We start from the raw sequence: 22,918 nt of genomic DNA on the forward strand, positions 1-22,918 counted from the left end.
ACTGTTCAAAATATACTAATTTTTTGCAAAATATTACACAAAATCAAATACAAAAAAAGCCAGCAAATGCTGGCTTTTGATTAATGCGATTTAGATTTTCTCATTCTAAGCCAACTCAAACCAATGAGTCCTAAAAGCCCGAACCCACCTAGGCTACCCCCTCCACTCGTACGAGAACTTCCAGGCCCTGTTTCCGTATTTAGAACAGCTAATGTTCCCTCACCTGATGAAGCGCCGTCTGCGTCCAATACTGAGTACTTAAGATCATAGGAAAAGACATCCAAATTATTGTTCAACTGAACTCGAATGTTTCCACCATAACACTTTTTAAAACGGTCATTAGCACATGGCTCTACCCGATCCGCGATAATTGAAACGGGATTCGGTACTCTTGCAAAATAAATTGATACCTCATCCCCATTAGCATTATGGTAAAACTCCTTTTTATTTGGAGGATTGATTGCATTTCTGTTGCCATCACCAGCATCACTCGCTTCAGCCAGTAAATTTACACTGATTTGAGTCGATTTTTTTGGATTGATTGTATATTCCACACGTTCAGGAACAGTTGGCACGATATTGATAAAATTACCAATTAAATATGCACTTGATGTTTTTTTACTGTCGCTTTTTGAAGTAAGCGTATATGTACAGAATTCAGAGTCTCCACTCGGTGTTATGCGACCATCTGTTCTATACATGACTATCTGCTTAAGCTGCGGTTTCCACTCACATTTCAACCGATCATCAAACTTACCTAAGAATGTTTTATCGATATCTAATTTCCCAACTCCCACAACCTCAACTTTGACATCATAATTATCAACATTAAGATGCTCAATTTTTCGCACCTTACCATCAGGAGAAACAAATTCATCTGGTAAATTCAATTTAAATGGATCGAACAAAATTGGACGATATTGATTAAGATTATTTAACTCATTCAAAAATGCTTTTTGTTCAGTGAGCTCCTTATTATAATAATCAATCACTTCTTCTTTGGTTTCAGGATCGGCAATAGCATCTTCGAATGCTTTAATTCTATTCTCAGTTGATTTCTTTATTTGAACCAATGATTCATTTGCTTTACTTAAATTGGAAACAGTCAACTTTAAGGTTTCTATCGCACCAATATCGCAAGTATTGGGAGTCGCATCTAAACTGTTGAGCGAGTCCAATCCAATCCGATTAATACCTCGTTGATCAAGCAGCGAACAACCATCAGTACCAAAATCAACTAAATCTGTACCACTAGAATTAATCTTCGGAAAAAAGACAGGATGAAAGTTAGTATTCTCATCATTAACCGGTAACGATGTTGAAAACAGATCATTGATACTCAATTGACTAACATCAAGACTATTTTTTTGAGCATTTTCTGACGCTTTTGCTGGTAGATCACAGTCTATAGATGGATTACTCAGTGGAATAGCATTTGCCAATAATTCAATACCTGCTGACTCAACTTGGCTCACATCACCGTGACTATATATACAGGCTTTAGCCTGATTAAAACCTATCACATTATGATTTAAGGCTTTTGCACCTGTATTTCCATACCAAAGCACAGATCGCGCGGTATTCGCGATAATCGTATTACTATCGAGCTTCAAAATAGAATTGGGACTCAAATTTATTTGACCCCCATCTGTTAAACGATCACTAAATTGAAAAATTTGACCTTGTGTAGTATTTAATACATTGGAAGAGATTGTATTTGCTTGCAATTGAGCTGTAGGTTCACCACAAAATGAGAATAAACTGTTTGAAGCTGTATTTCCATTTTCGGTAATAGACATACGGGATAAATCAATCTTACGGCGTGTGAACACAAGATTATCCAAACAAGACATCGCTATAACAGCGCCTTGCTGAGCTGTATTACCACTCACCCAACCGACCGAATAACTTAAAGAGCTATCACTGTCATTCAAAAATATCGCTCCACCTCTTAATGCAGAAGAGCTAGTGATATTTACATTATATAAATCAGTCTCGCCGCCCAATAGCAAAGCGCCACCGTTGGTAGATGATTTACCATTTCTCAGCTCTATATTTCTTAAACTCAAACTTGGTCGATTTAGATTGGTCGTATTGAAAATGCGATGTGTATTTTGACCATTAATTATAGTTTGAATTTTAGTTTGCGCAGGATAACTATTTGAAATGACATTCGGTTTGGAATAATCGACAGGCTCTTTTCCCCTAATTATCACTGAAGAAGTTGGCTGAAGCTCTGCATTCAAGCTATAGGTACCAGCTTCAAGCTGAATAATGTCAGTTTGTACTCGATCCGTATTACCTTTAGCACAACCTCCATAAGCTCGATTAGTCGAAGCAGCCGTCAACGCTTCTCTGAGTGAACACTTTGCATCATTAGTACCGTCTTCATCATCAAAGGTAGTGACATGAATTATTGTATCTTCAGCAGCCATCAAGGACATTGCAGAAAGGACTGCTAAGGTCAAAAAAGCTTTTCTACTTTTCAACATACGATTCCCTTATTATTTTTTTCTACGTATCGCGATTAAAGTCATCAGACCTAATACGGAGATTAGACCTAGTCCCCCACCAGAAGTTTTTACTTTATCGCTTGTATAAGTATCTCTGGGGTCTTGTTTAATGACAGTTGGAATTTCAATATAAGGATTCATTGACTCATTCAATTGACGTGTAGAAACAACGACCAAAACTTTAAAATCATCAGTTCCGTGCCAATTCCCTTGAGGCGTATAAGTAAACTCCCCATTTTGGAGTAGTTCAGCTTTACCTTTACTTGGAGAATTATTTTGTTGGATGATCATACAGCCCGCTTGCCATTCTTCTTTTTTGGGATGAGGTCCGACTAAGGCATCACATTGACTAGCAGGTATTAGCTCACCATCGCCTAGAAAATCATTAATATTTAACTTAACAATTTCTCCGTAAAATATATCTTTGCCAAATCTACCTGAAGACGTACTTGACTGAATCAGTTCGATTGCGCCTCGATCACACAAAATACGATCCTTACGTGCGTTGCCACGCTGATCAACTGTTTCACATGATGTACCATTTGAATCTGGTCCACGATTAATGATCGGAGAATCTGTCAATTGTCGATAACTAGGCAACACTCTTGGGCGGAAATATCCTAAAGCATAGCCAGAATAGACTTTGAACGGACATAAAATGCCAGATGAATTAACATCACATTCACCTTCTACATCAGTCCCAGCTAATAATGTGCGCTCGCCCAGTTTTTCTGAAGCTGTGCCCTCACAACCAAAACCATATAAATTATTGTTTAAATTTGATTGATCTATTGCAGTCTCTACACGACAGTCTCGATTGCCATTTTTTGCAATTATATTGTTAGTAAGCAATGCCTTCTTAAACGGCGCATTAAAAATCAATCCAAAATCATTAAAGACCAGCGTATTGTTATTAAGTGCAATACCATCCTTAACATTGATAATATAGCCCTTATTATTAAAAATTGTTGAATTGGTCACTTTGGCATAATTGAGATTGGTCAGCTTAGTTTCATCTTCACTCAACACTTTATGGCTATAAATTGCGAAACCTTCTGAATCTGTTGTTTTATTACCTTTAATAACAGAAGCACTAATGTCAAAATCAGGAAATTCACTATACAAAACAGCACCTTGTTGTGCTTGATTGTTTTCCAGTAACGAATTAACTAGATTCACTCGCGCGGAACGAATTTTGCTAGTTTCGGATTCAATAAATGATTCAACATTATAAATCGCACCACCAAAATTTGCTTTGCCATTGATAAGATGGCTTTTATCAAATTTTAGCCGTTCATAATTGAGAATTAATCCACCTTTGTCTTTGCATACAGATGCCGTACAACCTTGCAAGGTAATTTCGTAAAATTCCACACCAATTGCAGCATCTCTAATTTCATCATCAGCTTTAGGACGAATTCGCTCAATATGGAAAATTCTATCAGTACCCTTCATTGTTATGACGGCATTTTTTGTACCAGGAATATCGTCGACAATGGTAGTTTCATACTGCGTTCTAAAAACCATCGGTTTAGAGATGCGAACTTGCTCGTTTAGGAGATATTCTTTCGTAGATAGGATAATATTATCTGTGGCATCTTTACCACCACAGCCATTGAGACCTGCTTCAGGTTTACCCTGATTAATATATTCAATTGCTTCACGCAACGAACATTGATCATCATTTTTGGTGATATCTTCAGTAGTCGTAACCACAATATCTGCACTGAATACATGCCCTGTTGCACACAACAATACAAGACCTAAGCCCCGTCTGAGCATTACCATCTCCTTAATTTTTCTTTATTTTTTTAAGTAGCGAACTTTAATTATGTAGCGCTATTTGTCCATTTTGAATAATCTGTCACAAATTTTTAGAATTCTCAATTATTTTTAAGTAAAAAATTGCCGAGTTCAGATAAAATCTACATTTTGAGTTTTGAATAACATTTAAAAAGCATTTAAGCACTATACTGATCGATGAGCGCGTAGATTTGCTTAAGGGTTGCGTTGGATAGCTTAACTTTTTCACCCTGTAGTAACTTTGATAATTGATCAACCGTTTGTAATAAGGTACTGGTCTGTATCGGGCCATTGGTCAGCAGATAATCAATAATTAAAGGATCAAAATGCACACCTTTACGATCTAACACAGAATGTAATAAGGCATAGCGGTCAGCGTAGGATTGACCTGTTGGCACTTTAACACTCACCGCTTGAGTTAATCTCGACTGAAGATCTGGTAATTCAAGTTTCAATTCAATTGGCGCAGATCTAGATGAAAAGACTAGTTGTCCTCCACCATCATTATTATTATTTATTAAATGAAATACCGCCTTTTGCCAATGCGGTACACCACTAATCGCTTCAATATCGTCTAGAGCGACCAAATCATAACGATCCAATGAAGTAATCGCCTCAATTGGAGCATCGAGCAATTCTAGCAATGAAACTTTAATTGCAGATTTCCCAACATCTAGATATGAGTCACATATCGCAGTTAATAAGTGACTCTTACCTGTGCCCGCACCGCCATAAAGGTAAAATCGATTCATTAATCCAGCATGAAGTTGGCGAACTGCATCAATGACGGGTCCCCAACCTGGGCCGGAAAAATCACTGATCCGTGCATCAAGTTGAGGTTCTATATCAAGTTGCAGTTGCCGCATAAATGCTTGGTCACCTTAAGGTTCTTTATTTTGTTTCTGCACATCGATTTTTTCAGATGTTGCAATATCTTGTTGATTATTGATTGATTGTGGTTTGAGATCAAGCTCAATATCAACCTGATCGGTTTGGATTGTAATTTCACCACCACCATGATCAGCTACGGCAACAGCTGGCGTACCATAAATTGTACTCCTTTCATAAGTGTCACGTGCATGTCGGAGCAGTACAACGATTACAGCTGCAACAGGTAATGCAATCAACATACCCAAGAAACCAGCCAATTGTGCACCAGCCAATACAGCGAATACGACCGCTACTGGAGAAAGACCAATTTTATCTCCCAATAAGAATGGCTGAAGCACATAACCTTCAACAGCTTGCCCTACCATGAACACCACTGCAACTAAAAGGAGTTGAGTCCAATCCATACCAAATTGAAAGAAAGTTGCGATCACGGCAGCAATAATTCCTACTGCAAATCCTAAATATGGGATGATACTTGCCAAGCCTGCAATCATGCCAATAATCAAACCAACTTCCAGACCAATCAATTGTAAACCAACGGCATAAACAATCCCCAAAAGGATCATCACGAGGAATTGTCCTTTTACAAATGCGCCTAGTACGCTATGGCATTCACCTACGATTTCAAGCGTTGAAGCTTCATAAGGGCGTGGAATGAGCCGACGTAAACTATTCAGCATTCGATCCCAATCTAAGAGGAAGTAAAATGCAATAATTGGAATCAGTACAATTGTCCCACCAATTTGAATAAAATTCAGACCAGATTGTGCCAATTTGAGTGCCATCGCTTGGATACTGTCAGCACTATAATTGGTTTGAACATACTCCATAACAGCTGCTGAAATCTGGTCTACATCTAATTCTAGTGGCACTATATTGAAAGTATCTGATAACCACGGTAAGAAGCTATAATTTACCCAATGAACTACTTTCGGGATACTGGATTTAGCATACATTAGCTGTTCCCAAATTAATGGAACCAAATACCACATTGCCCATGTGATCACGACGCCAATACCAATAAATACCAAACTGATAGACAACCAACGAGGTAAACCTATCTTATGCAATCGATCAACCAATGGACTGAAAAGATAAGCTATTAAAAATGCACCAATAAATGGGATTACGACCGGTTTTAATAAGTATAAAATCCAGAGAAATAAAGCTATCCCTGCAAGGATAAAAACACGGCGTAGGGTACGATCTACCATAGAAACTCGCCTTTTTTAAGATTATTCGTTATGTAAAGGAAAATATTTTAGTAAAGATAACATTTTAGTGCATAAATAACATAAGAGTTTCGTATATTCAGGTTATAATCCCCGCGCGAATGCGGAGACTTCAATATGAGCAACTCAACTTCTACCCCAAACACTGGTTTAAGCTACAAAGATGCAGGTGTCGACATTGAGGCGGGCGACGCGTTAGTCGATCGTATCAAATCTGTCGCTAAACGCACGACTCGTCCTGAAGTAATGGGCGGTCTTGGTGGCTTCGGTGCACTTTGTAAAATTCCTAAAGGTTATGAAGAACCTGTTCTCGTATCTGGCACAGACGGTGTTGGTACAAAATTACGTTTAGCATTGAATTTAAACCGTCATGACACAATTGGTCAGGATTTGGTTGCAATGTGTGTGAACGATTTACTTGTCTGTGGTGCTGAACCACTCTTCTTCCTTGATTACTACGCAACTGGTCACCTCAATGTTGATGTCGCAGCAAATGTAGTGACAGGTATCGGTCAAGGTTGTGAGCTTGCTGGATGTGCATTGGTCGGTGGTGAAACTGCTGAAATGCCAGGCATGTATGAAGGTGAAGATTACGATTTAGCTGGTTTCTGTGTAGGTGTTGTAGAACAAAGTAAAATTATTGATGGCTCTAAAGTTAAAGCTGGTGATGTATTAGTTGGTGTTGCTTCAAGCGGCGCACACTCTAATGGCTACTCTCTTCTTCGTAAAATTTTAGATGTAAAAAATGTTGATTTAACTCAAATTGTTGATGGTCGTCCACTTGCTGATGTCGCAATGGAGCCAACTCGTATCTACGTTAAACCAATTCTAGAGCTTCTCAAACAGGTTGATGTTCACGCGATGGCACACATCACAGGTGGCGGTTTACCAGGTAACTTACCTCGCGTATTACCAAATGGTGCTCAAGCTGTAGTAAACGAATCTTCTTGGGAATGGCCTGAACTGTTCAAACTTCTTCAACGTGAAGGTGGTGTAGAACAATTTGAAATGTACCGCACATTCAACTGTGGCGTAGGTATGGTTCTAGTTGTTGATGCTGCTGAAGCTGATAAAACAGTTGAATTCTTAAATCAACTCGGTGAAAAAGCATGGACAATGGGCCACATTGTTGACAATGCTGAATCTGTCGAAGGTGCAGACGAAAAAATTCGTGTGATCTTCGCTTAATCAGTTTATTGTTAAAACATGATTAAAATTGCTGTTTTAGTATCAGGTAACGGATCAAACCTACAAGCATTAATTGATGCAAACCTTTCAGGTCAAATTGTCGGTGTGATCTCGAATAAACCTGATGCTTACGCACTTGAGCGTGCTACTCATGCCAACATTGCAACTGCAGTGATTGAACACAAAAACTTCCCAGACCGTGAAACGTTTGATGATGTTATGCATCAGCAACTGCTCGACTGGGAAGCTGATCTTGTAGTTTTAGCGGGCTTTATGCGTATTTTAAGTGCTAAGTTCGTTAAAGCATGGGAGGGTAAAATGATCAATATCCACCCTTCTCTACTGCCAAATTACAAAGGAATGCATACACATCAACGTGTATTAAATACTGGTGATCTATGGCATGGTTGCACAGTACATTATGTCACTGCAGAACTAGATGCAGGTCAAGCACTTGCTCAAGGCGTACTCAAAGTTTCTCACCATGATAATGTTGCATCTTTAGCAGATCGTGTACATCAACTTGAACATTTAATTTATCCTCAAGTTGTAGAATGGATTTGTAATCAAACCATTCAAGTCACATCCGAAGGCGTGCACTATAAAAATCAAATTTTGAAAGATCCAATACAGTTCTGTCATATTTGATTTAAAAAACGCAGCTTAGGCTGCGTTTTTTAGTGGCGTCAAAATAGTTTTTAAATGCGCAGCTAATTGCTCAGGATGTTCAAGTGGGAACATGTGTCCACCTTCAAAAATACTAAAAGGCACACCAAACTTTTTCCTCACTTTATGAGGGAATTTACGTGCTAAGAATGGACCTTCAGAAGCAACAATTAATTGAGTTGGAACTTTGAGCTTAGGTTGAGGCAGCCACCATAATGAAGGATTGGTTCTAAAAATATCCACTTCAATAGATTTTGGAATCGCCAATTCAACGCCGCCACGCGTTGGATCTTCAACTAATGCAAATTGAATATAGTCATTAAAACATTGCTCATCAAATGCTGCATATAATGCTTTGGGTCGAAGTAATGTTGCAGCTTGCTCTCGGCTATCCCAATGATCACGTCGACGTTTAGACAATGCCGCTGGCGACATTTGATCCACTGCTTTTAACTTCAAAGACTTTGCAATATGCATAGCAAATGATTCCACCCCCATAATGAGAGGTGGATCGAGAAGAATAGTTTGACTAAAAAGTTCTGGGCATTTCAACGCAGCTTTGAACGTCAAAACTCCTCCTAAGGAGTGCCCGATACCAATCACTTTACGACCATGGGATTTCTGAACAATATTATCAATCACTTGCTGTGTCATACTTTCCCAGTGTTGATCTACAGGATAACGTTGATCAACACCAAGATTGGTCGTATAAATCACATCGAATTGATCAGACAAAGCATCAAAAAATTTTTGATAAACTTTCGATGGAACCCCGTTGGCATGAGCAAAATGGATCAATGGTTTCATTGGATTCGATTCACCTGCTCAGATTGAATCTGCTTGGAAATTGAAGAAGCAAAACCTTGACCAATTTCACTTCCAAGTCGTCCAAGCACAGAATCAAAGGGGCTACGTTGAATAGTATAATCTACCGTTTTTTCGACTTTTAATTCGCGTTTCAGTGTGTGAATACTGCCAATCCGATCTGCAATACCGAGCTTCACAGCCTGCTCACCAGTCCAAAACAAACCTGAAAATATAGCAGGGTCTTGCGATTTCAATTTATTGCCACGACCTTTTTTGACTGCATCAATAAAATGTTGATGAACATTATCCAATATACCTTGTACGTGTGCACGTTGTGCAGGATCAACTGGTTGTGTCATCGACAACAATGCTTTGTTCTCACCTGAAGTCATGGTGCGATCTTCAACGCCAAGTTTTTGCATCAAACCACTCACTCCATAGTTTGGCATAATGACGCCAATTGAGCCGACTAAACTTGATGGATTAACAATAATTTCATCAGCTGCAGACGCAATGTAATATGCACCTGAAGCACCTGTGTCACCAATTAATGCATAAAGTTTTTTATCTTTATAAACCGACTTTAAATATTGGATCTCTTGCCAAATTTCATCAGACTGAACTGGAGATCCACCCGGAGAGTTAATATTTAAAACAACAGCTTGCGATTGCTTGCTTTCAAATGCTTTTTTCAAACCTTTGATCGTATCTGCACTATTCACACTTTGCTGGTCTGCAGCAATCGTTCCTACAATATCGACTGTAGCAATATGCTGTGATGACACCGCACTATCAGTGGAAGTCGTTGAACAACTTTTCCCCATGACCAAAACTATAAATAACAGATATGCGAAAGTAAGAAATTTAAAAAAGATTCCCCAACGTCTTGCACGTCTCTGTTCTTCTACAGATGCGAGAACAGCTTTTTCTAAAATTTGCCATTCTTTTCCGTTCGGTTGGTTATTTGGTTTTTGATTTTCATTTTGTGGTTCAGGCGGCCAAGCGGACATACATACCATCCAAATTAAATTTAAGCTGACATTATATACAAGGAATGAGGTCAAACTATTTATAAGTCAAGATTTAACATATAATAAACCCAAATCACAATATTCTATGAACTTACCAAATTTTGAATCTAATGCCTGAAACCAAAACATCGACCACAACCCGCCTGTTAAATTTCTTCAGTCGCCGTCCGATTCGTTTTTCTCGTTTTTTTGCAAAAATGCTTGCAGGGCTGATTAATACGCTAAAAATTACAAAAACTACGAATACCATCCGCCTCAATATCGACATTTGCTTACCACATCTTTCTGATGAAGAAAAACATTTAGTGACTCGTGCAGCGGTAAGAAACGAACTTCAATCTTATATGGAATTTTTTAGTATTTGGGGAAGCTCAAACGAAACCAATATTTCACGAATACGCAATGTCACTGGTGCTGAATATTTTCATGAAGCAATGGCTGAAAAGAAAGGTATTATTTTACTCGCACCACATTTTGGTACCTGGGAAGTCATGAATGCGTGGTTCGCACAATATACTAAGATGACCATCATGTATAAACCCATCAAGAATGAAGAAGCAGATCAATTTGTGCGCCAGGCTCGTAGTCGAGAACAAGCAACTTTAGTCCCTACAGATGAGAGTGGTATAAGACAAATTTTTAAAGCCCTTAAATTAGGGGGGACAACTGTGATTCTTCCAGATCACAATCCTAAACACGGTGGTGAAATGATCGATTATTTCGGCATACCACTCGAGTCCAGTAATTTAAGTGCCAAACTCATCCAAAAAACTAAAGCCAAAGGCCTTTTGGTCTATGCAATTCGCAATGAAACTGAAGATTTTGATGTATTTATTGAACCAATGGATGCTTCGATTTATGAAGGCACTCCCGCTGATGGAACGTTAGTAATTCACCGTGCAATAGAAAGCCTGATTCATCGTTATCCTGAACATGCTCATTGGAGCTACAAACGTTTCCGTGCAAATCCTGATCTACATAACATTTATCGTATCCCTGCAGAACAAGCCAGAGCAAAAATAGAACAAGTCAGAAAAGCAAGTTAATCTATGGGGATATTCCGAGTTAACCACGCTTTTTGATCTCGATGATATCGAAATTGTACATCTCCGTTTTTATCGAAGGTCATTCGAATGCTGCCCTTCGATTGGGTATCGAGTAGCGGAATATTAAGCGCTTTTAAACGCTCTTTGACAACAGGATGTGGATGATTATAGCGGTTATCAAAACCAGCCGATGCAATGGCAATTTTAGGTTTGGTATTTTTTAAAAAGTCGTAAGATGAACTATGTCGACTGCCATGGTGTCCTAAGATTAAAATATCTACTCTAAGTTCAGGATACTGCTTTAAAATACGATACTCTGTCTCCCACCCTGCATCCCCCATAATCAGAATATGCTTAAAATCGTTAGCATAGGGTAATGTCAGATATATTACGCAAGAAAGCTCATTACGATTTTGACTGACAAAATTTAATTGTGATTCAACTGGTGAAAGAAATTGTATATTGATCTTACCCAATTGTACCTGTTGATGCTGTCGACAATAATCAAATTCAACATACTGAAACCTATCATCTTTTTCATTTGAGATAACTTGATCAATTTGTATATGTTTTCCAATAGTGCGGTATGCTCCAGCATGATCTTGATCAAGATGACTGATAAAAACTTGATCTAATTTTGATATGCCACGTTGAATTAAGAAAGGGACAACTACATTTTCTCCGATACTAAATGTATTCTCATCAAAGCTCCCGCCTGTATCAACTAAAGCAGTTTTCCCTGATGACTGTAAGAGTATGGACTGCCCCTGCCCTATGTCCAAAATTTCAATGATATCGTATCCATCATCACGTTTAGGCATCAGCAATGCCACACCTAATACGGGTATCCATAATCGAGGGATTACATTCTTTGGCATAAAGAACATGAATACTGCCAAAACGAGCAATAACATTTGTGCTTTCGTTAACGCTACCCATTTCAATGGATTGTCTAATATTGCTCCCAGCTTAGTCAGTAGCACCAAAAGAACCGATATCAATACATCAGCCAGATGAAATAAAAATTGACCAACAAAAGGAATATAGCTAAGACAATAGCCCAGTACTTCCAATGGCACGATCAAGGTCCCAATCATTGGAACAGCAACTAAATTAGCAAATGGCGCAAGTAAAGAAATCTGTTGAAATATCAGTAAAGTGAGTGGTATCAGTGCAATAAATATTTTCCATTGGGATTGCAAAAGTATTTTAAGATACATTTTTGCTTTATCTAGAAAATGATATTTGTTGATTAAAGCAGTGTTTTGCTGTTCATTAGCGATCGTTTGATATACACGAATCAAAATCAAACATGCGCCGTAAGAAAGCCAAAATGCAGCAGATAAAATACTAAAAGGGTCTAAATAGAGCATTAAGCTCGCACTTATAAGTAATAGCACAAAAGGCTTAATCTTAAATTTGAATAAAATAGCGATACTAATTAGACAAACTGACAATGTAGTTCTTAGTGCAGGAATTTCGAGCCCTGAAAAAAAACTATAAATAATTACCCCACATACGAAAGGGATTAAAAGTAAATATGTTTTGGGAACTTTTAGAAAAATATGAGGACGAAAAATTGATACAAGATACCCCATGAACCACGATAATAAGCCAGCAAAAATTAGAACATGTGGACCTGAAATAGCCAATAAATGCGTAATGCCTAGTTTTTTAAATAATTCTTCTTGTTGCTCCGTCAGTAGACTCTTATCACCTGTGAGTAACGCGACTAGCAAACCCTTATTCCTGAATACTCCCTGTTCGATATCATCCCTAAAAGCTAAACGTGCTTTTTCAATGCTCAGGCTCAATCGTGCGATAAGGCTCCGATGCACATCGGTTGAAGATAAATAACCTTCAGAATATAACACCGCTTCACTTACAGGTACGATCCAATCTACACGCATTGTTCCAGCTATATTTTGCTGCAACAACCATTTCTCTTGATCAAAGACCCCATCTACTGCATAACTATGTGCGGGTCTTAATTTTCCCGTAACTTTATAATAGCGCCCAAGTTCTAATGTCGTATCAAGTTTTGACTCTCGCAAATATAATAATAGCGTTTGAGATTGTCCTTGCTTCTTGTCGATCACCTGCGCAGGCTGCTGTATTGATCGACCTTCCTGATCCATTTTCAGCTGATTAATTTTATTGATATAAACAACTATTTCTTTTTCTTCAATATATTGAACACGTTTATCTAAACAATCGTGTAAGGCTGTTTTTGCATGTTGATGCCCCAAAACAAATGTGATCAGACAAATTCCCGTTAGCACAAGCATTCTTGATGATGACTGGACAATACTTGAGGTGTGAGGATAAATGAATCGATCAGGTTGCCTCATTAATTGTACAAAGTAACCCATGATCAAAATGATACTTGCCATACCCAGCAAGAGAGTTGAATATTCAACTTCACCCTGAAAGCTGATCGTAGCAACACCAATGATCCAAAAGATGAGAATAAATATTAAAAACATCTAACTTTTATGTTTATTTTTCTTAAATAGATTAAAGCCCACCTAAGTGGGCTTTAACAAGACTGTTAATCGGATTTTTAGGCTATACCCACAATCCATCTTGCATATGCAAAATCTTATCAGCAGTTTGTGCGAGCTGCTCATCATGGGTCACGATGAGCATTGCCATATTAAATTCTTTACGCAGATCGGAAAGCAATTCAAAAATTGTGACGGCAGTCTTACGATCTAAATTTCCAGTAGGCTCATCTGCCATCATCAATTTAGGTTGAGCCACTAAAGCCCGTGCAAGCGCAACGCGTTGTCGCTCACCGCCAGATAACTCACCTGGTTTATGCGTTAAACGATGTGATAAACCCACTTTATTCAACAAATATTCTGCACGTTCTTTTACTTCTTTAAAATTTGCATCTTTACGTAACATCAGCGGCATTGATACATTTTCTAAAGCCGTAAACTCAGGAAGTAAATGGTGAAATTGATACACAAATCCGAGGTGTTCATTACGTAGGAAACCGCGTTCAGCTTCGCCTAAAGTGTCAAAACGCTGACCATTAAGCATCACTACACCTTCGGACGGACGATCAAGCCCCCCTAATACATGTAACAGCGTACTCTTACCCGAACCACTTGATCCAACAATTGAAACAAATTGTCCTTGCTCAACAACTAAATCCAATCCCTTAATCACTTCAACAGTTGATTTACCATCTGTAAAATGTTTATGAATATTTTTGGCTTCTAAGACAATATTACTCATAGCGTAAAGCCTCTGCTGGTTGAACTTTGGCAGCACGCAGCGCTGGATAAATTGTTGCAAGGAAACTTAGCGCTAGTGATAAGCTAACAATCACCACCACATCTTGCCAACGTAGATACGATGGTAAATAGTTAATGAAATATGCATCGAACAAATTTAGTCCAAAAGCAGTGTTCAACCAGCCAATAAATCCACTGATGCTCGTTGCAAAGATGATACCTAGTGCTGCTCCTGCCAGTGTTCCTACAACACCAATCACCGTACCCTGTACCATAAAAATCTTAGTGATCGTTGCTGGTGAAGCACCTAAGGTTCTTAAAATAGCAATGTCGGATTTTTTATCAGTAACCACCATCACCAATGAAGATACAATATTAAATGCTGCAACCAAGACAATCAGGAAAAGTAAAAGGCTGACCATTGCTTTTTCCATCTGAATGGCACTAAAGAGATTGCCGTGCGTATAAGTCCAATTTGATGGATAGAAATTGCCTGGTAAATCCATAACAACTTCTTCAGCGACTTGTGGTGCTTTGAAGATATCATCTAGCTTCATACGGATACCTTGTGCACCATCCGGCAGTCTCAACAGTGTCGAAGCATCGTTTAGCGCGATGTAACCCATCATCGAGTCCACTTCCGCACCAATACTAAAAATACCGACAATTTTAAAACGTTTAAATCGTGGAACAACGCCAGCGGGTGATGGTGTCGCTTCAGGTAATACCAATGTTACATTGTCATTGAGACTTAAACCTAAAGCATCCGTCATCTGCTTGCCCAAAACAATCCCGAACTCACCTTTCTTTAATGAGTTGAGGTCGCCTTGAACCATATGATTTTGAATAATAGATACATTTTTTTCATAGTCAGGCTCAATACCCGTGACCATTATCCCTGCAACCTGTCCTTGGGCTGTTAACATCCCCTGCAACTGTGTAAAAGGTGCAACACCCGTCACATGTTCATGTTGGTCTATTTTCTTTGCAAGCTCAGGCCAGTCTGTTAGAATTTGTGTAGAGGAAACAGTCGCTTGAGGTACCATTCCCAAGACACGGTTTTTTAATTCACGATCGAAACCGTTCATTACAGATAACACAGTAATGAGAACAGCGACGCCCAAAGTCAGACCGATCATGGAAACTAAAGCAATAAAAGAAATAAAGTGATTACTTCGCCGTGCGCGAGTGTATCTCAACCCTATATACAGCGAGATCGGTTTAAACATACCATCTAGTCCGAGGTGTTTTAATGGAAAATCTTCAGCATCAAAGTGGCAATATTGAAAGACGCGTCATGTCACGTATTGATGCTGCCTTAAGAATAAATTATCAGATCATCACTAAAGATGTCGCTTTGAATGATCCCTATGATTCAAATTTTGTACTACCGCGCTATTTTCTCTTACTTGCAGAATTAGATCAATTTGATCATGCGCTTATGTACGAATTAGAACAATTAAATCAAAAAGATCAACAAATTGCTCGGATATTATCCTTATTTAATCAAAAATTAAACCTGATTACGGGCTCACTTTACGACTCTATTGTACAAACCATGTTACCAGTACCTACTCAAGTCAATTTGTCTGAAACGGGTTTTAGTTTTTATGCTGAGCAACATATCCCTGAACAAACCTATATACACATCACATTGAGTCACCCTGAAAATGATTTTCATATCGCTGCAACTGCACAAGTTGTCTACAGCAATCAAGAAGAAAATGGGCTGTTTAGAACCGGTGCATATTTTCTAACGTTACATCCCCAAGACAAAGTAAAGTTAACAGAAGCCTTGAAGCATTTAAAAAACTCACAGAATCGCTGAGCATCCAACTTAAGGCTTTAATACTTTTTGTTTAAATTTCTGATTCGCTTCTATATCCCGATAAAAATACATAAACAATCCCAGAAGTAGGATCATTGCTCCCAGTATCATACCTAGCGTTAATTTCTCATGATTAAATGCAGCGCCTACACCAAGTGCTAGAACTGGAGTCATTACATTTGTCAGTGACAATGTCGTCGGTTGGATTTTTTTGACCAAATAGAAATAACAAAACATAGCCACTAATGAAGCCATAACAACAGAATATATGATCGCAAGTAATGACTTCATTGAAGGTAATTCAGTAGGTAAATATTTCCATATAAATGGCACAATTAAACATGCAACAAAGGTAGAAACAAGTATTGAACCTGTCGCCTGTGCCATCGGTGCTACATCAGCATTTATTTTTTTTACCCAAAAAATTGACATTGCGTATGAAAAAACGCTAAGCAACATTAAACCAATTCCAATGGGATGGATATGTTGTGATGATCCAGTAAAACTGATCACTACGAGCCCAGTAATCGCGACGATCATTCCTAACCATTGCAGCTTATGGAAATCTTGTTGAAAGATAAATTTTCCAATAAGCCCTGCCATAATTGGTGCTAATCCAAACATCAGTGCAATCATGCCAGAACTTAGATACTCAGTAGCTACATAAGTAAAAAATTGTGAACCAATCAAGCTAAATGAACCAGCAAAATAACTATGCAATGCAATTGAATTTAAAGGAAATTTTACCTTTAAAACAATGAGAAGCAATGCCGCGATAGGCAGTGCCAAGCCTAATCGAATCACCAATGCCCACATTAAATAAATATCTTCTACACTCCACACAATCGCAAGTGGAGTTGTTGCCCAGATGATGACCAATAAGGCATAAATGAGCATAAGTTTAGATTTTTCTGGCATGTGAACTCGATTGATAAGATAAATCAGGCAGTTTTTCTTTTTTGTTTTTGAATCGTTTGATCCAAAGCACTTGAAAATTCACGTTTATCTCTTTCTGAAATTGGCGGTGGTCCACCGGTTTGAACGCCAGCCCCTCTCAAAGTTTCCATGAAATCACGCAAATGTAATCGTGCCTTAATATTAGCTTCTGTCCAAATTTCACCACGTGGATGAATTGCAACGCCACCCTTTTCGATGACTTGAGCTGCTAGAGGAATATCCTGCGTCATGACAATATCATGTTCTTTCATACGTTCGATAATTTCTTTATCAGCTTGATCTGCTCCACTCATCACCTGTATTGAATTAATACGAACAGAAGGAGTTATTCCTACATTTTGATTGGCGACAAAAGTTACTTCAAGTTGATAACGATCAGAAGCTCTTAAAATGACTTCACGCAAAATTTTAGGTAATGCATCAGCATCGACCCAGAGTTTAAATGGCAACACGCCTCTTTCCTTCGTTGTCTTACCACGTCATCTTATCAAATTTTACAGATGGCTGTTTTGATATGATGAATATAAAGCTGATCGTTTTTTTATAGTGAGGACCTTCTCTCCATGTTATTTAAATACATGAAAAATCTTATTGTTGTCAGTTTAATCAAAATTAAAACTAATTGATTGTTTTTGCTTAATGTATGAACGATTAAAACTTTTTTTGATACGAAGCTTTTGACAATTGAAATGTCTATCCTTAATATACAAGCACCTCGCAACGTCCCTATCGTCTAGAGGCCTAGGACATCGCCCTTTCACGGCGGTAACCGGGGTTCGAATCCCCGTAGGGACGCCATTATCGTTTCATACGATCACTCAATATTCAAAATTACTATTATTTCATTGAAGAATTGTAGTTTTTCACTACAATAACTCGCTTCATTTGTTTCGAATTTTCAATCCTATGCACTCATCTCCGAATGATGCTTCGCATCAGGGCAATTCTGCGCCTTTACAACGCGCTATGAGTACTCGACATCTGGTTATGATTTCGCTTGGCGGCGCAATCGGTACTGGACTTTTCTTAGGTTCGGGTGAAGTCATTGCACAAACGGGGCCTGTAGGTGCCATTATTTCTTATATCCTTGGCGGGATTATCGCCTACATGGTTATGCTGTGTTTAGGTGAGCTTGCCGTTCATATGCCTGAGTCTGGTTCGTTTGGTGCTTATGCCAAAAGATATATTGGACCAGGAACTGGCTATACCATCACTTGGTTATATTGGTTAACTTGGTCGGTTACTTTAGGAACTGAGTTTACAGCCGCCGCCCTCCTCATGCAGGAATGGTTCCCAGATAGTTCCATGTGGATGTGGACTATAGTCTTTGGTGTATTCGTATTTGTTTTAAATATGATTTCCACAAAATGGTTCGCAGAATCTGAATTTTGGCTGGCATTAGTTAAAGTTATTACTGTTGTTGCATTTATTCTCTTAGGCCTACTCGCAATTTTTGGCGTAATTGGCTATCAAGGTTACGAAACTGCACCTTTATTTAGCAATTTAACTGCTCAAGGTTGGTTCCCTGAAGGTCTATTCCCAATTTTTGCTACGATGCTTATCGTAAACTTCGCATTCTCTGGAACAGAATTAATTGGGGTTGCTGCTGGTGAAACTAAAGACCCAGCTAAAAATGTTCCTAAAGCGATTAATACAGCGATTTTTCGTCTGTTGATTTTCTTCGTAGGTACGATCATTGTAGTGACGTCACTTCTTCCACATCAAGAAGCTGGCTTAGCTGCTGAAGGTGTGAGTAGCTCTCCATTTGTGACTGTTTTCCAGCATATTGGTATTCCCTATGCAGAAGATATCATCCGTTTTGTAATTATTACCGCTTTATTATCAGCTGCTAACTCTGGTTTGTTTGCTGCGTCACGCATGATGTGGTCTTTATCTTACAAAAAGCAGCTGCCTGCAGTATTTTCTAGAGTGAATGCACGTGGTATCCCCTATGTTGCAGTGATCGTGACAATGATCGGTGGGTTACCAGGCTTATTGTCAGAACAATTCGCACCTGAGACTATTTTTACCAATTTATTAGGTATTGCTGCTTTTACAATGGTCGTTGTGTGGATGAGTATTTGTTTAAGCCAATTTAATTTCAGACGCGATTGGTATAAGCAAGGGCGCAAAAAAGAAGAGCTGGGCTTTGCTGCTCCATTATTTCCAATTGTCCCAATCTTAGGTTTTGTGTTCTGTTTTATCACATGCTTAAGTATGGTATTTGATCCAAGTATGCGTATTAGCTTTTTCGGGTGTTTAGCGTTCATTGCTGTATGCTATGCCAGTTATTACCTGTTTTATCACGATAAATCTTGATTTTGAAATAGCGACTTCGGTCGCTATTTTTTTGCTTAGACAGTTCCTATTTTCCAAATGCTTTTCTAATATTTCTTGGAGATTTGATCTAAATTTAGCCTTTAAATTCAATATTGTTTTATTTTCATACGAACACACCATTTTTTTAATTTTTTTGCTGAAATGCGTTTGACACCCCCCTATTTTCACCCTATTATACGCCCACCTCTGAAACGTCCCTATCGTCTAGAGGCCTAGGACATCGCCCTTTCACGGCGGTAACCGGGGTTCGAATCCCCGTAGGGACGCCAATTTTCAGAAGTAGATTTTATTAAGTCCCTATCGTCTAGAGGCCTAGGACATCGCCCTTTCACGGCGGTAACCGGGGTTCGAATCCCCGTAGGGACGCCATTAATTTCAATTGAAATAACATGGTTTAAAATATATTTCTGCACTGTCCCTATCGTCTAGAGGCCTAGGACATCGCCCTTTCACGGCGGTAACCGGGGTTCGAATCCCCGTAGGGACGCCATATTCGAGATGATACATCTCATAAAAAAGCCCAAGCATTTAAGACTTGGGCTTTTTTTTATAACTTAGTCACCCTAAAAATAGAACACAAAATAAACAACATTATCATCTTTGCAGGTTATGGTGGTTTAAACCCTTAATAACGCTTGGAGAAGATGATGTTGGACAACACCGTACTTAATCCCCTAGCATCCCCATCACAATTAAATACAATTAGTCCTAAAACAAATAAAGACTGGGTTGAGTTTTTTTTAGACCCTAAAGTGAATCGTGAATGTAAAACAGAATATGCTGAAACCTATGTTCTTTCACTATTCGATCAACTCAATACGACTCATTTATCATGGATTGATCAGGTAGACCAAGTTAGGCAACATATACAACACGAACATGATCAAACTTGTTCTAAATTTCAAAGTTATCTAGATCAACGAAAATCAGGCCTTGGGCGTGACTACTTTCCAACCATCTCTCATGCTTTAGAGTTTTTATATAAAGTTGCTCCAGTTAAATATGCAGATGGCTCATGGCTATATTCATCTCTTACGCACCCCTCTTTGTTTGAGAACAAAGATCTAAGCTATATCTACTTAGAAGAACTTGGCTTGGGAGATGCTAAAGCAAATCATGTTTGCATGTATCAAAGCTTACTACGACATTTCGAGCTTGAACCGTACATTAATTATTTAGATGATATTTATTTTGAACAAGCCGCTGTTCAACTTGCTCTCGCATATATATCACATGATTTATTTCCACTGGTAATTGGATTTAACTTGGGTTATGAACAATTACCACTACACCTGTTAATCACCAATTATGAGTTAGCAGAACTTGGAATTGATCCTCATTATTTTAATGTTCATATTACAATTGATAATGCACACAATGGACATGCTGAAAAATCAATACAGGCATTTATTGATCATTATCATCAAGCTCAAGATAAATCAAAATATCTTGAATTGGTTAAAATGGGTTTCCAAATGAATGATCTTGGCTTGAGCTCAACAAATATCATCCAAGAAATTGATCTGACTCAAAGCCTTTATCAACTTCTGCAAAGAAAAGCAGTTGTCGGTCAACATATCCATAACCAAAAATGTCAATTCAATGGCAAGTCTATTAATGAGTGGCTCGCTCAACCTGAATTAATATCTGAATTTGTTCAAATCTTAATTGATAAACAATGGATTATTAAAAACAGGCCTGTCGAAGAAAGTCGTTTTTGGAAACTTATTCACGATAGTGATGGCAAAATGTTTGGTGTGTTTAATGCAACTGAGAAGATGCTGATCAAGGACTGGATTCAAGGGGAATCATTAACTGTTCGTTTAAAAAGAATGCCCGTAACAGGAGATCAAAACTGGCTGTCAAAATACAATAATCAACATGAACTCGAACAGATCAAACATCAATGTCATTCATTAGATGATATAAACGATAAACTCACATTATTAATTCCATATCTATCACCTTACTATCATCCACGAGCGATCGGATTATGGGCAACCCAAGAAGTTTCTAAGATACTTTTCCCTTTTCAAACGCTTGCGCTTTAGTTCTAAGTCGCCTCATAAAATAAGGAGCCATGAAGGCTCCTTATATATATTGATTTATACTATGCCAATTTTCTTGAATTAACTTTACCCTGAATGATAGCCTTCACATTTCCTTTTGCATAATTCAGAAAAACCTTTAAAGGTGATAGTTTTGGATTAGGTTGATTACCCTCACCAATCGCTTTGAATTGTGCCGCATACCAAATAATTTCCATAATTGCCATTTTATCAATAAATGGAATCCCTGTTTTAATTGGTTTTACTGCATATCTAACATCGTGTCCTGCAATCAAACGATCAGTTAAATCCGTTTCTACAGCGAGCGGGCGTGCAATTCCAATAAAGTCACATGCACCACTTTCTAAAGCATCATTCATCCCTTTTACGGTTCTGAATCCACCTGTAACCATCAGTCTGCATTTTACTTCTTGACGTATTTTCTCTGCGAAATCTAAAAAGTAAGCCTCACGTGCAATGGTACTTGCTTTACGCTGTTCAGCTTTAGCACCTGCCATTGCGGGCGCTTCATACGTACCACCTGAAATTTCAATTAAATCGATACCTGCATCATCAATAGCTTTAAATACTTGAATCACTTCTTCTTCAGTAATTCCACCACGTTGAAAATCTGCGGAATTCAATTTCACTGAAACGATAAAATTCTCGGATGTTGCAGCTCGAACAGCTTTATAAATTTCTAATAAGAAACGCATACGATTTTCAATGCTTCCACCCCATTGATCATTACGCTTATTGGTCAGTGGCGATAGAAATTCACTTATTAAATATCCATGAGCACCGTGTAATTGAACACCTTCAAAGCCCGCTTTTTCGCAAATCGCTGCAGAGGTTGCAAATCGTTGGATTAGATCTAGAATTTCCTCATGCTCGAGAGCCCGTGGAGTAGCAAAGGTAGTAGCCAACATAGCACTAAATGGAACAGCAGACGGTGCAACAGTTTCTTTATTTAAGCCTTTAGGACACTGTCTGCCCGGATGAGACAATTGAACAAGCTGTACCATACCATAACGTTTACCGAGGTCAGCCCATGCCTTTAATTTAGGTAAATCTCGCTCATTTTCGACCACGACGACACCAGGCTCATTTTTCGCACGCAGATCAACCATCACATTTCCTGTGATTGAACACCCTAAACCACCTTTTGCCCAAGCCTCATACAAGCCTGTATGCAAATGATTTGGTTCACCAGCAGCATTCGCCAGAGCTTCACTCATTGCGCCTTTAATAATGCGATTTTTGAAAGTTGTATTGCGAATTTGAATCGGCTCAGCAATTTTACTCATCTTGAAGTTCTCAATT

The 22,918-nt window shown here is 38.5% G+C and carries 18 protein-coding genes and 4 tRNA genes; 10 read left to right on the top strand and 12 right to left on the bottom strand.

Annotated features, from left to right (window positions below):
• Positions 1 to 80 precede the first annotated feature (80 nt).
• From AC1M9P_RS00460 to cxpE, 4 genes are all read right to left on the bottom strand, one after another.
• Positions 81 to 2,492: a CSLREA domain-containing protein gene (locus AC1M9P_RS00460; protein ID WP_481586442.1), complete on the bottom strand. Its 2,412-nt coding sequence runs from the start codon at positions 2,490 to 2,492 to the stop codon at positions 81 to 83.
• A gap of 12 nt (positions 2,493 to 2,504) precedes the next feature.
• A complete protein-coding gene (gene rbtA, locus AC1M9P_RS00465) occupies positions 2,505 to 4,295 on the bottom strand; it encodes a rhombotarget A (protein ID WP_481586443.1) in 1,791 nt (596 codons plus the stop codon).
• A 179-nt stretch (positions 4,296 to 4,474) separates the two neighbouring features.
• Positions 4,475 to 5,182, bottom strand: coding sequence for a DnaA regulatory inactivator Hda (hda, locus tag AC1M9P_RS00470; protein ID WP_035266869.1), 708 nt, complete (start codon positions 5,180 to 5,182; stop codon positions 4,475 to 4,477).
• Positions 5,183 to 5,197: 15 nt separating this feature from the next.
• On the bottom strand, positions 5,198 to 6,421 hold the full coding sequence (gene cxpE, locus AC1M9P_RS00475) for a chloramphenicol efflux transporter CxpE (protein WP_481586444.1): 1,224 nt from the start codon (positions 6,419 to 6,421) through the stop codon (positions 5,198 to 5,200).
• Between the two features lie 135 nt (positions 6,422 to 6,556).
• Between cxpE and purM the strand changes: the two genes are divergently transcribed.
• Together purM and purN are read left to right on the top strand one after the other, a co-directional pair.
• Positions 6,557 to 7,627, top strand: coding sequence for a phosphoribosylformylglycinamidine cyclo-ligase (gene purM / locus AC1M9P_RS00480; RefSeq protein ID WP_481586445.1), 1,071 nt, complete (start codon positions 6,557 to 6,559; stop codon positions 7,625 to 7,627).
• A gap of 18 nt (positions 7,628 to 7,645) precedes the next feature.
• Complete coding sequence (gene purN / locus AC1M9P_RS00485; protein ID WP_092766790.1) at positions 7,646 to 8,275, top strand: phosphoribosylglycinamide formyltransferase; 630 nt, start codon at positions 7,646 to 7,648, stop codon at positions 8,273 to 8,275.
• A gap of 15 nt (positions 8,276 to 8,290) precedes the next feature.
• Here the strand turns inward: purN and AC1M9P_RS00490 are convergent, their stop codons facing one another.
• Together AC1M9P_RS00490 and sppA are read right to left on the bottom strand one after the other, a co-directional pair.
• Complete coding sequence (locus tag AC1M9P_RS00490) at positions 8,291 to 9,100, bottom strand: alpha/beta fold hydrolase (protein ID WP_481586446.1); 810 nt, start codon at positions 9,098 to 9,100, stop codon at positions 8,291 to 8,293.
• Positions 9,097 to 10,110 carry a signal peptide peptidase SppA gene (sppA, locus tag AC1M9P_RS00495; RefSeq protein WP_481586447.1) on the bottom strand — a complete coding sequence of 338 codons (1,014 nt, stop codon included), beginning with the start codon at positions 10,108 to 10,110 and terminating at the stop codon, positions 9,097 to 9,099. Before sppA ends, AC1M9P_RS00490 begins: the two co-directional genes overlap by 4 nt.
• Before the next feature lie 131 nt (positions 10,111 to 10,241).
• Between sppA and AC1M9P_RS00500 the strand changes: the two genes are divergently transcribed.
• Positions 10,242 to 11,177: a lysophospholipid acyltransferase family protein gene (locus AC1M9P_RS00500; RefSeq protein ID WP_035266859.1), complete on the top strand. Its 936-nt coding sequence runs from the start codon at positions 10,242 to 10,244 to the stop codon at positions 11,175 to 11,177.
• Here the strand turns inward: AC1M9P_RS00500 and AC1M9P_RS00505 are convergent.
• The 3 genes from AC1M9P_RS00505 to AC1M9P_RS00515 all read right to left on the bottom strand — a co-directional run bounded on the left by AC1M9P_RS00505 (position 11,174) and on the right by AC1M9P_RS00515 (position 15,651).
• The gene (locus tag AC1M9P_RS00505; RefSeq protein ID WP_481586448.1) at positions 11,174 to 13,663 is read right to left on the bottom strand and encodes a DNA internalization-related competence protein ComEC/Rec2; all 2,490 of its coding nucleotides are present in this window, start codon (positions 13,661 to 13,663) and stop codon (positions 11,174 to 11,176) included. The two genes, AC1M9P_RS00500 and AC1M9P_RS00505, sit on opposite strands and share 4 nt — an antisense overlap.
• 82 nt (positions 13,664 to 13,745) lie before the next feature.
• Positions 13,746 to 14,423 (bottom strand): lipoprotein-releasing ABC transporter ATP-binding protein LolD, encoded by a 678-nt coding sequence (gene lolD / locus AC1M9P_RS00510; protein WP_035266856.1) that lies wholly within the window; start codon positions 14,421 to 14,423, stop codon positions 13,746 to 13,748.
• Positions 14,416 to 15,651 carry a lipoprotein-releasing ABC transporter permease subunit gene (locus AC1M9P_RS00515; protein WP_092766794.1) on the bottom strand — a complete coding sequence of 412 codons (1,236 nt, stop codon included), beginning with the start codon at positions 15,649 to 15,651 and terminating at the stop codon, positions 14,416 to 14,418. Before AC1M9P_RS00515 ends, lolD begins: the two co-directional genes overlap by 8 nt.
• 23 nt (positions 15,652 to 15,674) lie before the next feature.
• On the opposite strand from AC1M9P_RS00515, the gene AC1M9P_RS00520 reads away from it, so the two are divergent.
• Positions 15,675 to 16,250 carry a PilZ domain-containing protein gene (locus AC1M9P_RS00520; protein WP_035266851.1) on the top strand — a complete coding sequence of 192 codons (576 nt, stop codon included), beginning with the start codon at positions 15,675 to 15,677 and terminating at the stop codon, positions 16,248 to 16,250.
• Between the two features lie 9 nt (positions 16,251 to 16,259).
• Here the strand turns inward: AC1M9P_RS00520 and AC1M9P_RS00525 are convergent, their stop codons facing one another.
• Positions 16,260 to 17,168 carry a DMT family transporter gene (locus AC1M9P_RS00525; protein ID WP_481586449.1) on the bottom strand — a complete coding sequence of 303 codons (909 nt, stop codon included), beginning with the start codon at positions 17,166 to 17,168 and terminating at the stop codon, positions 16,260 to 16,262.
• A 23-nt stretch (positions 17,169 to 17,191) separates the two neighbouring features.
• Positions 17,192 to 17,659 carry a YaiI/YqxD family protein gene (locus AC1M9P_RS00530; protein ID WP_035266848.1) on the bottom strand — a complete coding sequence of 156 codons (468 nt, stop codon included), beginning with the start codon at positions 17,657 to 17,659 and terminating at the stop codon, positions 17,192 to 17,194.
• A 270-nt stretch (positions 17,660 to 17,929) separates the two neighbouring features.
• Here AC1M9P_RS00530 and AC1M9P_RS00535 point away from each other — a divergent pair.
• The 6 genes from AC1M9P_RS00535 (at position 17,930) to AC1M9P_RS00560 (ending at position 21,598) form a co-directional block, all read left to right on the top strand.
• Positions 17,930 to 18,005, top strand: a tRNA-Glu gene (locus tag AC1M9P_RS00535).
• 108 nt (positions 18,006 to 18,113) lie between these two features.
• On the top strand, positions 18,114 to 19,526 hold the full coding sequence (locus AC1M9P_RS00540; protein WP_035266846.1) for an amino acid permease: 1,413 nt from the start codon (positions 18,114 to 18,116) through the stop codon (positions 19,524 to 19,526).
• Between the two features lie 214 nt (positions 19,527 to 19,740).
• Positions 19,741 to 19,816, top strand: a tRNA-Glu gene (locus AC1M9P_RS00545).
• 24 nt (positions 19,817 to 19,840) lie between these two features.
• Positions 19,841 to 19,916: transfer RNA gene (locus AC1M9P_RS00550), tRNA-Glu, on the top strand.
• A 45-nt stretch (positions 19,917 to 19,961) separates the two neighbouring features.
• Positions 19,962 to 20,037: transfer RNA gene (locus tag AC1M9P_RS00555), tRNA-Glu, on the top strand.
• Positions 20,038 to 20,194: 157 nt separating this feature from the next.
• The gene (locus AC1M9P_RS00560) at positions 20,195 to 21,598 is read left to right on the top strand and encodes an iron-containing redox enzyme family protein (protein ID WP_481586450.1); all 1,404 of its coding nucleotides are present in this window, start codon (positions 20,195 to 20,197) and stop codon (positions 21,596 to 21,598) included.
• A 59-nt stretch (positions 21,599 to 21,657) separates the two neighbouring features.
• Here AC1M9P_RS00560 and AC1M9P_RS00565 read toward each other — a convergent pair whose 3' ends face one another.
• Entirely contained in the window at positions 21,658 to 22,902 is a 1,245-nt protein-coding gene (locus tag AC1M9P_RS00565; protein ID WP_481586451.1) for an NADH:flavin oxidoreductase/NADH oxidase family protein, read from the bottom strand.
• Between the last annotated feature and the right edge of the window lie 16 nt (positions 22,903 to 22,918).

This window comes from Acinetobacter sp. 25-47-122 (assembly GCF_056779695.1).